The sequence below is a fragment of the Vibrio sp. 704 genome, assembly GCF_033339295.1.
In genome coordinates, this window is record NZ_JAWOUH010000001.1 from 55420 (window position 1) to 67608 (window position 12189).

Annotated in this window: 11 protein-coding genes and 1 pseudogene; 8 read left to right on the forward strand and 4 right to left on the reverse strand. The window is 44.8% G+C overall.

The window, feature by feature from the left end:
• Positions 1-143: 143 nt before the first annotated feature.
• Positions 144-1292, reverse strand: coding sequence for a PLP-dependent aminotransferase family protein (locus R7R24_RS00240; protein ID WP_054577731.1), 1149 nt, complete (start codon positions 1290-1292; stop codon positions 144-146).
• Between the two features lie 124 nt (positions 1293-1416).
• On the opposite strand from R7R24_RS00240, the gene R7R24_RS00245 reads away from it, so the two are divergent.
• Entirely contained in the window at positions 1417-2286 is an 870-nt protein-coding gene (locus R7R24_RS00245; RefSeq protein ID WP_005387011.1) for an AraC family transcriptional regulator, read from the forward strand.
• 80 nt (positions 2287-2366) lie between these two features.
• Positions 2367-3269, forward strand: a complete 903-nt coding sequence (locus R7R24_RS00250) for a LysR family transcriptional regulator (protein ID WP_005373741.1) — start codon at positions 2367-2369, stop codon at positions 3267-3269.
• A 77-nt stretch (positions 3270-3346) separates the two neighbouring features.
• Here R7R24_RS00250 and R7R24_RS00255 read toward each other — a convergent pair whose 3' ends face one another.
• Positions 3347-4150, reverse strand: coding sequence for an SDR family NAD(P)-dependent oxidoreductase (locus R7R24_RS00255; protein ID WP_191115795.1), 804 nt, complete (start codon positions 4148-4150; stop codon positions 3347-3349).
• A 228-nt stretch (positions 4151-4378) separates the two neighbouring features.
• On the opposite strand from R7R24_RS00255, the gene R7R24_RS00260 reads away from it, so the two are divergent.
• Positions 4379-4618 carry a YdcH family protein gene (locus R7R24_RS00260; RefSeq protein ID WP_005373737.1) on the forward strand — a complete coding sequence of 80 codons (240 nt, stop codon included), beginning with the start codon at positions 4379-4381 and terminating at the stop codon, positions 4616-4618.
• A gap of 72 nt (positions 4619-4690) precedes the next feature.
• Here the strand turns inward: R7R24_RS00260 and R7R24_RS00265 are convergent, their stop codons facing one another.
• Positions 4691-5362: a cupin domain-containing protein gene (locus R7R24_RS00265; RefSeq protein WP_054577733.1), complete on the reverse strand. Its 672-nt coding sequence runs from the start codon at positions 5360-5362 to the stop codon at positions 4691-4693.
• A gap of 208 nt (positions 5363-5570) precedes the next feature.
• Between R7R24_RS00265 and R7R24_RS00270 the strand changes: the two genes are divergently transcribed.
• The 4 genes from R7R24_RS00270 (at position 5571) to fabG (ending at position 9446) form a co-directional block, all read left to right on the forward strand.
• Positions 5571-6713: a hypothetical protein gene (locus R7R24_RS00270; RefSeq protein WP_054577734.1), complete on the forward strand. Its 1143-nt coding sequence runs from the start codon at positions 5571-5573 to the stop codon at positions 6711-6713.
• The gene (locus R7R24_RS00275; RefSeq protein WP_054577735.1) at positions 6703-7629 is read left to right on the forward strand and encodes a metal ABC transporter solute-binding protein, Zn/Mn family; all 927 of its coding nucleotides are present in this window, start codon (positions 6703-6705) and stop codon (positions 7627-7629) included. Before R7R24_RS00270 ends, R7R24_RS00275 begins: the two co-directional genes overlap by 11 nt.
• A 2-nt stretch (positions 7630-7631) precedes the next feature.
• Complete coding sequence (locus tag R7R24_RS00280) at positions 7632-8426, forward strand: metal ABC transporter permease (RefSeq protein WP_005373725.1); 795 nt, start codon at positions 7632-7634, stop codon at positions 8424-8426.
• 300 nt (positions 8427-8726) lie between these two features.
• A complete protein-coding gene (gene fabG, locus R7R24_RS00285) occupies positions 8727-9446 on the forward strand; it encodes a 3-oxoacyl-ACP reductase FabG (RefSeq protein ID WP_054577736.1) in 720 nt (239 codons plus the stop codon).
• Between the two features lie 260 nt (positions 9447-9706).
• Here the strand turns inward: fabG and R7R24_RS00290 are convergent, their stop codons facing one another.
• Positions 9707-11311 carry a S8 family peptidase gene (locus R7R24_RS00290; protein ID WP_005386995.1) on the reverse strand — a complete coding sequence of 535 codons (1605 nt, stop codon included), beginning with the start codon at positions 11309-11311 and terminating at the stop codon, positions 9707-9709.
• Positions 11312-11706: 395 nt separating this feature from the next.
• Between R7R24_RS00290 and R7R24_RS00295 the strand changes: the two are divergent.
• Positions 11707-11975 (forward strand): annotated as a pseudogene (locus R7R24_RS00295) (transposase); the annotation flags it as partial.
• Positions 11976-12189: the final 214 nt, after the last annotated feature.

Here is a 12189-nt window from a genome sequence, read left to right on the forward strand (position 1 = left end):
TGAGTGAGAGGTTCAAGAGAAAACAGGCACTTACTGTAGAGAGTTGATTTGAAGGAAAAATATAAATTTTTTGGGGAACTTTTTTGATGCTGCCTTTGAGACTTTTTCGAATCTCAAAGGCAGGTTCTTACACTCGCGTTCAATTACAACGTGTTGAGGACATCCGCGAGTCGAGAGACAGCTGTCGTCAGTTCTTCTGGTGTGGCATTGGTAAAGTTAAGACGCAGAGCGGCTTTTACCTTTGAACCTTCTGGATAAAAGACCGGGCTCGGCACTACGGCAACCCAGTTTGCGAGAAGGTTTTTCGCCAGTTCGAAGGTGTCGCATTCTGGAATTTCGACCCAAACGAACATACCACCATCGACGGGTTTGAGTACGCAACTTTCTGGCAGCTGTTTTTGCAGTTCAGCAAACATGACATCGTAACGTGATTTGTAAAGCGCACAGATGGTTGAAATGTGCGTTTCGAAGTTGTCATGTTGCAGTAGACCATGCAGCAAAGCTTGCATAGGAATACTAGAGTGCAGATCGGCACCTTGTTTAATTTTGATAAGTGGCTCAAGGTAGCTGCTTTTGCCCGTAACTACACCAATACGCAAGCCTGGTGAAGCTATTTTGGAGAAAGAGCGCAATACGATGGAGTGCTGTGGGCAGAAGTCCGAAACCAGTGGAAGCGCTTCACCAGAAAAACGCAGCTCGCGGTATGGTGCGTCTTCAATGAATGCCACGTCGTATTGTATACAAAGCTCGGCAACTTTTTGGCGAGTCTCTAGCGCCCAGCACACGCCCGTTGGGTTGTGAAAATCGGGCACGGCATAGAACATTTTCGGTTGCTGTGTAGCAAAGCATTGTTCAAGTTCTTCAAGGTTTGGACCACACTCGGTTTGTGAAACGGTCACGATGTTGGCTTGCACTAGACCGAATACTTGCATAGCACCAAGGTAGCTCGGTGCTTCCATCACCACTTTATCGCCCGGATTCACGTACGCACGCGCAATCAAATCTAGCCCTTGCTGAGAGCCCGTTGTGATCATCGCCAAATGAGATTCTAGCAGCTGGTAATAATCGGTCAAAAAGTTAAGTAGCGGGGCGTAGCCTGCTGTTGCGCCATATTGAAACACCTCTGGCATATTCGCGAGGTTTTCGAGAGTCGGTTTCATTAAGTCGATCGGGAAGGTTTTTTCGTCCGGCAAGCCACCTGCAAGAGAAATGACGTTCTTATCGCTCGCTGCTGCGAGGATCTCTCGGATGTAGGATGACTTAGTTTGTTGTAATGACTGTGCGATTTCCATGTGCTGTGCTTCTCGTAATTATCTTTTTTATGTCAGAAATAGTATAGGTAAATTGCCAAGCTTGGTGTGTCCATTTATGCTGTTAAACATGTCCATTTATGCTATTTAAGCGAAAGTTTACTCCGTGAGCCATCAACAAGTTTCCAGAATCAATGACGTGCTGTTTTACATTCACCAGGACATTAGCAGAGATTTATCGGCTAAAGAGCTAGCAGATGTAGCAGCCTATTCTGAACAGCACTTCCATCGTATTTTTAAAGATGTGGTAGGGGAGTCTGTCCATCAATATATCCGTCGAACAAGAATGGAATACGCCGCCAATCAACTGATGTTTGATACCAGCTCATCGGTGTTAGACATTGCTAACAAGTGCGGCTTTAGCTCGGTATCTTCTTTTAGCCGAGCGTTTAAAGCAACGTTCGCTATGTCTCCTGGCGCGTGGCGAAAGCATGATTTACAAGTCGCAGAAAAGCCGTATCTAAAAGATCCAGAAGTGGCTGCGGGTTATCATCGGGTTGCTAAACGCGAGTTGCCAGAACCTAAAATTATGGAGGTTCCACAACGCTTTGCGGCTTATGTGCGGCATGAGGGTTATAGCCGTTCCATTCGTAATGCGTGGCTGATTTTGAAGGCGTGGGCAAGCTCTGAGAATCGGGACTTTTCGGTTCAATACGGTTTGCATCACTCCAACCCCGCTTGGGTTGAGCTCGATAAGTGTCGCTATGTGGCTTGTATGGCGATTGATAAGCCGCTTAAAGTACGCGGTGTCGTGAATCAAATGACGATTCCGGGTGGTTTGCATGCTGTTTTTCGCTTAACAGGGGTATATGGAGAGCTTCTTCCTCAATTGAGTATGGTGTTAGAGAAGTGGTTGCCGAATTCAGGCTTTAAGCAGCGTTCTACTCCCGCTTATGTTCACTATCATAAAAACCATTTCCTCAGCCATGATGAGGCGTTTGAGCTGGACTTCTATCTGCCCATCAGCTTTTTCTAACTGGAGTATTTATTTACTATCCGTAAGGAAGAAAATGCTAAGCTCTATATGGTGATTTTTTACAAATAATTGAAAATTAAATGAACATCGATCATGTAAAGCTATTTGTCCGTTTGGCTTCGACACACAACATCAGCATGGCTGGTCAGGAGCTTGGACTTTCTCCTGCTGTCGCTAGCGCACACATCAATAAACTTGAGGACAGCTTAGGAGTTCGTTTAGTTCATCGCACCACACGCAAAGTTTCCTTAACTGAAGAGGGGCAGGCATTTTTACCTCACGCGGAGGAGGTCCTTGCAACAGTGGAGGCAGCAAGGGGAGCTGTTGGCTCAGGGCAGAGCGCGCCAACGGGAGTATTACGTATAACCGCCTCTGCAACTTTTGGTCGCTTGCATATTGTGCCCGCATTAAAAGGTTTTATGGCGCGTTACCCAGGGTTAACCGTGGACTGCCGATTTTCTGATTCCATTATGGATCTGGTTGAGGGAGGTTTTGATGTCGCCATTCGTGTCGCTGAGTTGAAAGATTCTTCATTGGTCGCAAGAAAGCTTGCGCCAGATCGTCGTATTATCGTTGCATCACCAGATTATATTGAACAATTTGGGAGACCCAACAAGCCCCAAGACTTGACGAATCATGAGTGTATTAACTTAGTTGGAATGAATAATTGGTCATTCAATACAAAAGATGGAATGTTCAATGTAAGAACTTCTGGTCGTTTTAAAACCGATAATGGTGATGCGATGAGAGACGCGACGGTAAACGGGTTAGGTATTTCTATCAACTCGGTTTGGAGTGTTTATCAAGAATTACAAAGTGGTCAGCTAGTGGAAGTACTCGAAGATCACCCTTTAGCGATGGATGCTGGGATTTGGGCTGTGTACCCAAGCTCTCGTTTAATTGCGCCTAAGGTGCGTGCCTTTATTGATTACTTTGCTGAATACTATGGCACGCCACCTTATTGGGAGTTTGCGGAAAAGTGATAACAAGCTTCACTTATCGAATACATTGTTTTTAAGGTCCGAATAAAAACGAACCTCAAGATAATTCTTAATTGTTATTAATAGAGTTTGCTTAGGATTAATTCAATACTATCAATTATCTGCTGTGTTTTGCTTTGATCTAATGCATCAGGGTGTGGGGGCGCGAATGCTTCAATGTCATTATCGAAGTACATACCATGCGCTTGAGCAAACTCTTCTGATAGCGCAGCGCGAGTTAGAATATCTGCTCCTAAGCGGATATCACCACCAGCAACCCCATAAGCATCTTTAACCATCTTACTACCTAGGAATGATTTTGGGTTTACTGATACCAACATAGGGCCAGTGTTCTTAAGCTTTAGTCCGATTGCTCGTGACCACATCGTTAATGCCAATTTGCTTTGGGCATATGCTTCGCCATCTGACAATGGTTTGTTACCGAGTAAAGCGCTAGTGTTTACTGTTGTTTGTGCAGCTGAAGACAAATTAACCACACGACCCGTATCTCCGAGCAACGGCAATAGCTCTCTAGTGAGTAAGTAGGGAGCAATGGTGTTGACTGCGAAGCGTACATCAAGACCCTCTTTAGTTCTTGGATTTGGTGTTGCGTACACACCAGCATTGTTAATGATGACGTCTAAATGATTGAACCGTTCTGTTATCTCCATCACTATCTGTTTTACCGCATTGGGAGAGGATAAATCAGCAACAAGGCTTTCAACTTTACCACTTTTCATCTCCCTCAAACTTTGCTCAACTTGTTGAACTTTCTCTATATTCCGGCCATGGATTATTACGTGTTGTTCACGGTTAATTAACATTTTCGCGGTTTCTAAACCAATACCGTCAGTAGATCCAGTAACTAGAATTGTCTTTCGCATGATCGCTCTCATTGTTGAGGGTTAATATAGAACGATCATAGTGGCATCTTTTGCATTCGACTATTGAGACTAAAAAGAAAACACTTTCTAGGAAAAATTGAAAATAACTTTGTTGTTCTTTTTGTGGACGGTGCGACGAATTAACGTCTCATTAGATGCTACGGTTATACATGTGGTGCTCAAAAATTAGGCACTATTTTGTACTCAAATAATAGCCAAGAGGTCTCTATGTTAGGTGAAAATCACTCATTAACTCATGAATTCCCAGAACATTTGGATACCATTACTCAGCTTACCGAAAACGATGCATCATTTGCTGAAACCGTTAAAAACTACAATGCTTTAGATAAGGAAATCCGCGTACTAGAACTTCAAGGAAGCCCGATTGATGATCACGAAATGAACGTGTTAAAACATAACCGGGCTGAGCTCAAAGACTGGCTCCACTCGCGAATAATGGGTTCTTAGTGACGAAATGATCATCGGCTCGTAAATTGCGGGCCGATTTTAGTTCCAATGGACGATGCCAGTGTGCAAACATTAGGATTGCTGAGCAGGAGCTTGGAGTGGCAGGTGGCCTGTTTTTACCCAAATGACCGTTTCTTGCTCTACAAAAGGAAAGTGCTCACTCATATGTGGACTGCGTATCCAAGAGTAGGGAGGATAGGTTCCTAGCTCGTCTTTAAATTCCCCCGATAACACAAAAATTTCTTCACCACCAAAGTGACGGTGTGGTTGAAACTTCTCGCCTTTCGGCCATTTAACCAATGCGACATGTTCATGCTCAAAATCATGCAATGGCATGACTTTCAGCCCACCGATGCCAGGTAACCAATTCGCTTCGTTCGTGTTGATGCGAACTGTTTCAAGATCATCAGAATTGAATTGATTTAGTTTAACTAAAATCACACAGCCTTCTTTGCTAAATGGTGCGTGTTGACTTCCTAGAGGGTTACGAAGGTAAGTGCCGGCAGGGTAGTCACCGTATTCGTCAGAGAACACTCCTTCGAGCACTAATATTTCTTCTCCGTGAGGATGAGGATGAGTCGAAAAGTGCGAATTTGGCTCGTATTTAACGACGCTGGTGGTGTGCCCTGATTCTTTGGCTTCTCGTTCCAAAGGTTTACGCCACACACCTTTGGAAGGGCTGGCGATCCATTCCTGTTGAGCAGTATCTATCACGATTCTTTTTGAAAAATCCATATTCAACATATTGAAATTCCGTTACTTATTTAATTACTAATTCTCATTAGTATACGTTTAAAAAACATCAATTGATTCATTTGTTGATAGCCTAATTCATGGATTGAGTACGAACAGGAAATCGGAACCTAATTTAAATTTCTGCTTGTGTAATGAGAATTGTTATATTATAACATCGCAAAATTAAATGTTATAACATAACAAAAAGGAAAAAGTAGTGAATAAGAAATTGGTGTCTCTCGTGATCGGTAGCATTTTTGCATCCCCTGTTTTTGCCGACACACTATCGAACCCACAGATTGGTGTTGTTGTTGATGGCTACTACCAAGATGGCCAACGTCATAATTCTGAGCGCGAAGAAGGCTTTGGTCTAGGCCATACGGAATTAAACTTCTCATCGAATATCGACGACAAGTTTTACGGTGCATTGACCGCGGTTCTTGAAAGTCACGGTGATGAGACAGAATTAGAGCTTGAAGAGGCATTCATCGAAACTTTGGCATTGCCATATGGTGTAAATGTGCGCGCTGGCCGATTCCTATCTGACTTTGGTTATCTGAATAACCAACACATGCACACCGATAGCTTTGTCGAGCGTCCAATTGCTTATCGTACTTTCCTTGGCTCGCACTACTACGATGATGGTGTACGTGCAAACATCGTGTTGCCAACCGACCTTTACGTAAAATTTGGTGTAGAAGCGCTTAGTGGTAGCAAAATGTCTTCTGTCGAAGATGGTTCTGAAGTTGGCGTGTACACCACGACGCTGAAGCTTGGGAATGACTTCTCCGAATCTTCAAGTTGGCAGTTTGGTTTAAGTTACCTGCGCAACGAAAACGGCAAGGTTAAAGAATTCGAAGATCACGACCACGGTCATGAAGAAGAGCATGATCACGATCACCATCATGGCGCAGCAGTGACAGGTGCGAACCTTTACGGGGCTGATTTTGTTTGGAAATGGGCACCAGACGGTAATTACAAATACAGCAACTTCACGCTATCGGCTGAATACATGCTGCTAGACGGTGTGGTAGACAGTAAATATAAAAACGATGCAGAGTCACCAGACAACTTAAGCGCCTACTATGTTTCGGGCGTTTATCGCTTCAACCCAAGCTGGTCAGCAGGTCTACGTTACGGCGAAGCAGAAAGCTACGATGGTCATGCACACGGCGACCACATGCATTTTACTGAGCTGAATGATAAAGAAATGGATGCGATGATCGCATGGGATTCTTCTCATTTCGGTACTATCCGTGCGCAATACACTCGCATTGATAACCAAGACAGTGAGACAGACAACGTGTTCACTCTGCAATACGTGATGACATTTGGAGCGCACGGTGCTCATGCGTTCTAAGCTGACATTGAATAAATGCAGCTTGGTGATGATGGCTGCAGGAGCTGCCATCATCTCTTCGCCTGCTTTGGCTCTAAACATTTTCGTTTGTGAGCCAGAATGGAAAGCCTTTCTTGAAAGCCACGCGCCAGATGCCAGTATTTATTCAGCGACAACGGCTAAGCAAGACCCACATTACGTGCAAGCTCGTCCTTCTTTGATTGCGAAGATGCGCCAAGCGGACATGGCAATGTGTTCGGGCGCAGAGCTAGAGGTGGGGTGGTTACCTATGCTGCAAGTTCGTAGCAGCAATGCGGCGGTGCAAAATGGTGCGCCGAGCATGATCTACGCGACGGACTTCGTGCGCATGTTAGATACTCATGCTCACGTTGACCGTAGCATGGGAGATATACACGCTCACGGTAACCCACATGTTCAATTTGCGGCAAATGACATGATTCCATTATCTCGTAAAGTCACGGAGCGCCTAAAAGCGATTGATCCCGACAACGCACAAAGTTACCAAGTGAATGGTATGAAGTTTCGTGCTCATTGGCGTAAAAAGCTTAAAGAATGGAATGAGAAAGGGGCTGCTTTAAAGGGTAAGCAAGTTGTCGGTTATCACGCGACGTATCGTTATTTGTACGATTGGCTCGGAATGAAGCAGATTGCCGATCTCGAACCTAAACCGGGCATTTCACCGACCACATCTCACCTGCAATCACTCACCAAGTTAAATGCCGACAGTTTTGATGCGATTGTTTACTCCTCTCATCAGGATCAGCGTCCAGCGAACTGGTTGCAAGATCATACTGACAAACCTGTGATTCAACTGCCATTGACCGTTTCTGAGGGTGAAAGCTTAGATGAGATGTACGATCAGGTCATTGATGATTTACTGGATGTGTTAGTGCCGCCCGTTCCTGTGAGGATCTAAGTATGGCGGATTATGCATGGCTTTTACCTGCGGTTTTGTGTGGTTTAATTGCGTTGGTTGGCAACATCGTTCTGGGGCAACAAGTTCTTAATCGTCAGATCATCTTTATAGATTTGGCGGTGGCGCAAGTTGCGGCATTGGGGGCAGCACTAAGCCACTACTGGTTGAGCCAATACGCGCTGTTCTCAGGCTCATTCTTTGGCGAAATGATTGGCCCTTGGGTGATGTCTTTGATGCTTTGCGGTTTGATTGCCTTAATGGAGAAACGATACCAGCAACATTTAGAGCCCATGATTGGCAGCTTGTTTGTCGTGTCTGCATCGCTGGCGATCCTGCTGGTGAGTAAAGACCCACACGGCGGAGACTTTATTCAAGGCATTCTTAATGGGCAATTGTTATGGGCGACTTGGGCAGACGTTTGGCCTCTGGCACTCATTACCGCTGCGATGTTGCTATTGGTTTGGTTAAAACCTGCGTTTATGCGCGGTAGTGGTTTTTATCTGATCTTTGCAATCCTGATGCCCATTACGGTCAAGTTAACCGGCATTTATTTAGAATTTGCTTTGTTGGTTATTCCAGCTTTATGTGCGGCAGCATTGAAGGGAACTCGATTCTTTGTCGCTAGTATCAGCATTGGTATTGTTGGGATCTTATCGGGTATTGCCGCATCGGCTCGCTATGACTTACCGAGTGGTGCGAGTATTGTGATCACCCTGTTTATTGCTGGCATGTTGTTTAATCTCTTGCTTCAGCCTTTTCTGGTGAAAATAACAAAACCAGCTTTTGTAAGAGATTAAGAGACAAGTAATATTGGTCTGATGAAGTAGTATTTGATTAATCAGACCAATACTTTTCTATCCAAGTCCTCTAATCGTGTAACTTTGCGCCTTCCAACACACTTTCTTACGTTGATCTTGCCATAGTCATCAAGTTGCCTTGATTAGTTCACATTCGACTCCCAGACTGTTTCTATAGTTTTTATAAGATATAAAAGACCCTGCGTATGAGAAGCGCAGCTGTAACGCGACTAGGCATAAAAACAAAAAACGCTAGGGATACAAGCGAATTTGTAATCTCAACATTTAAGGAAGACCAAGATGAAACCGGAAAAAGTAGCAGTAGTCACTGGTGCGGCTCGTGGTATTGGCCAAGCGATTTGTGAGCAATTACTGGAGGATGGATTCCACGTAATCGGGCTAGACATATCGCCCGTGGAATGGAGCCAGTCGGCGCAGCTAAGCAGTTATCAAGTCAACTTGTGTGATGCCGAAGCTGTCAGTGAAGTGGTAGAAAGTGTTGTAGAGCAGCACGGAAGGATCGATGCTCTGGTTAACAACGCGGGCATCACTCGAGATGCACTGCTGCCAGACATGTTAGAGCAAGACTGGGACAGCGTGATCGACGTGAACCTAAAAGCGGTGTTCTTACTCACCCAACGTGTTGCTCCTGTCATGCTAGAGCAGGGCACAGGCAGTATTGTTAGCATTTCTTCTATAGTGGGAACGGATGGTAATATCGGCCAGAGCAACTACGGAGCAAGTAAAGGCGGCGTCATCTCAATGAGCAAAGGCTGGGCGAAAGAACTTTCAAGAAAGGGTGCACAGATACGCGTCAACTGTGTCGCGCCAGGCTTTATCGCCACCGATATGACCAAGAACCTGCCAGAGAAAGTTATTCAAATGATGGAAGGCAAAACCCCATTAGGGCGCATGGGCTCAGTTCAAGATATCGCCAATGGCGTCTCTTTCCTAACCTCAAACAAGAGCGCCTACATCACTGGCCAAGTGCTCAAGATTGACGGTGGGTTGGTATTATAGCTCGTTAATCAAAACCCAAAATAAAAACGCCTTTTACTTATATGAAGGGCGTTTTTGTTTGAGGAACCCGACTTATGTGAGTACTACTAATAGAAAGCTTCGATTTCGCTTCGAGTTGAGTTTTTGAAGCAAAAGGCCAATACGTTTGAATAGCGTCGGGCGTCTCCTCTTAAACACTGCATTCCCTAAAGCACAGTATTCCCAAAAGAAAAGCCCACCGAAAAGCGGGCTTTGCTCTCTTTTAGTAACGAGAAGAATAACTAGTAGCTCGCTTGAATGCTGACACCGCTATAGTTTGAGTAACCTTGAATCATGACGTGATAACGTCCACTTTGTGTCGCACTGACCGTACATGTTTCATTGTTACCGTATTTGAAAGGTCGGCAGTCCCATGCATTCAGTGCTGGTTTTGCTCCAAAACGGAGATACAAATCCGCATCACCACTTCCACCATACATTTGTACGGTTAAACGCTGCCCAGCTTCTACATCAACATAGTAATACGCTACTTGACCAGTTGAACCACTTAAACCACTTACTGGCACGCCCGAGGTTAATTTGCCTTCTGGGTCCGGTGTTGGGTCTGGGCCACCGCAGTCTTGGCCACAATCTGCATCCGTTAAGCTATAAAGTAGCTTGTTCACGCTGCCTCTTGTGTCCGTCACTTTTCCGCTAGTTGCGCGGCTAACGATCAAGGCCTCTACTTGGCTTGGAGACAGTGAACGGTTTTCTTGAAGATACAATGCTGCTACACCCGCCACATGTGGCGTCGCCATCGAAGTGCCACTAATGGTTTTGTAGCCACCGTCATACCATGCGGATTTGATTTGTGAACCTGGCGCAAACACGTCCACACAACTGCCCCAGTTTGAAAAACTCGAACGTACGTCCGTGCTGGTGGTCGAGCCGACAGTTACTCCGGAAGCAACGCGTGCTGGAGAATAGTTACATGCATCGGCGTTGGAGTTACCTGCTGCAAGCATAAAGCTGACACCTGACTGAACCGCACTTTGCACCGCACTATCCAGAGCGACGGATTGACCGCCGCCTAAACTCATGTTGGCGACTGAAGGTCCGGAAGCGTTCGCAGCCACCCAGTCCACACCGGCAATAACACCAGAAGTAGAACCCGATCCGGTACAGCTCAATACTCTCACGCCGACAAGGTTGACGTTTTTTGCAACACCATACAAGCTGCCGCCAATGGTGCCAGCTACGTGTGTGCCGTGTCCATTACAGTCACTTGCATCTGCATCGTTATCGACAAAGTCATACCCTGAAACTGAGCGACCACCGAACTCAACATGCGCGTTATTCACACCCGTATCGATAACATAAGCCGTTACCCCAGTCCCATCAAAGTTGGCACTGTAGTTGTTATCGAGTGGCAAGTTTCGTTGGTCGATTCGGTCTAGTCCCCAAATGGCATTGGTTTGATTTGCGTCTGCCGAGACTATTGGGTCAAGCGATAGGATTCTGTCTTGCTCAATGTAGTCCACACGAGGATCAGAACGCAGATCTTTTAGTTGCTCAGGACTCAAGTTAGCGACAAATCCACTTATCGAGTGGTCAAAAACCGACTCCACTTGTATCGAATACAAACCAGACATGCGGTCTACGGATTGTTGCGTGAATTGCTCGAATTCCGTTGAATTGCTCACCATCATTTGCGGCTGTTGAAATACCACAATATAGCGATCTGCAATGGCGATGTCGTCCGGTGCAAGCATCAAAGTGGCAGGCAATGTGTCGGGAGCTTGTTGTAACTCTGCACTGTCCGCAATCTCATTGGGTTGCGAAAAAGCGAGAGAAGAATGAAAACAGAGCGCGGAGGTGATACAACAACTTAGTAGTTTCTTTAACATAAAATGTTCCTTGAAATCATAGTCTTGTTGATTTTTACCTAGTACCAAACTGTCAACACGAAAACACAGACAATCAGCGTAGTGCGTGCTGAAGTGACGTTACACAAGTCAAACTAGACAATGAGCAATCATATGCATAACTGATAATAATTCGCATACTCAGAAACATGATCAATAACCAAGCTTTATTGAAATTGAAATGCAAAGATTCATTTAGACTTAGAGCAAAATCCCTAAAATAGAATAATTCTACACACCTGACATATTGCCTGTTATATGACTTCATCTTACCGATAATTTACGCAATAAAAACCTAACTATCCTTTCATTGGTCACAACTCAAATCGGTTGATAGATGTTAATATAGCCACCTGATTTCTGATGTTTTTTAACTCATGGTTACTATCCAAGTTCAATGTCGTTTCTGTAATAAAACCAGAGCCCGTTCGTGAACATGGAAAGGGCATTCTGGCTTTCCTCGCTCCAGATGTATCGAGTGTCGAAAGAGCTTTAACTTGATTAAGTTTACGAAGCCCGCAAGCCAGATGTAAAAGAAAAAATTGTTGATATGTCAATGAATAGCTCTGGCGTTAGGGAAACAGTACAAGTGTTGAATGTCGTATACAACACGGTATTGAGCACTTTAAAAAATCTCGCGCCAAGGTAAGTAACCTCAATGCCTTTCGATAAAGCAAATATAAGACTAATTTGTAAACTTGAAAGGCTAGCTGTATTGGTTGAGGAATATGAGGAAAACACTTCCCCATTTAAGAACTGAAACACACCTTTGCCCCTTTATTGGTGTCGTCAAAAAGCCTACGGTCATAGTTAGCCGAGTTTTGCACAAATATTGCTAATGTGAAGAGGCAAAGATTTTT

Excerpts from the sequence above, each read along its gene's own strand:
- R7R24_RS00280 (WP_005373725.1), top strand. The coding sequence starts at position 7,632 with ATGGCGGATTATGCATGGCTTTTACCTGCGGTTTTGTGTGGTTTAATT.
- R7R24_RS00275 (WP_054577735.1), top strand. The coding sequence starts at position 6,703 with ATGCGTTCTAAGCTGACATTGAATAAATGCAGCTTGGTGATGATGGCT.
- R7R24_RS00250 (WP_005373741.1), top strand. The coding sequence starts at position 2,367 with ATGAACATCGATCATGTAAAGCTATTTGTCCGTTTGGCTTCGACACAC.
- R7R24_RS00240 (WP_054577731.1), bottom strand. The coding sequence starts at position 1,292 with ATGGAAATCGCACAGTCATTACAACAAACTAAGTCATCCTACATCCGA.
- R7R24_RS00265 (WP_054577733.1), bottom strand. The coding sequence starts at position 5,362 with ATGTTGAATATGGATTTTTCAAAAAGAATCGTGATAGATACTGCTCAA.
- R7R24_RS00255 (WP_191115795.1), bottom strand. The coding sequence starts at position 4,150 with ATGCGAAAGACAATTCTAGTTACTGGATCTACTGACGGTATTGGTTTA.
- R7R24_RS00260 (WP_005373737.1), top strand. The coding sequence starts at position 4,379 with ATGTTAGGTGAAAATCACTCATTAACTCATGAATTCCCAGAACATTTG.
- R7R24_RS00290 (WP_005386995.1), bottom strand. The coding sequence starts at position 11,311 with ATGTTAAAGAAACTACTAAGTTGTTGTATCACCTCCGCGCTCTGTTTT.
- fabG (WP_054577736.1), top strand. The coding sequence starts at position 8,727 with ATGAAACCGGAAAAAGTAGCAGTAGTCACTGGTGCGGCTCGTGGTATT.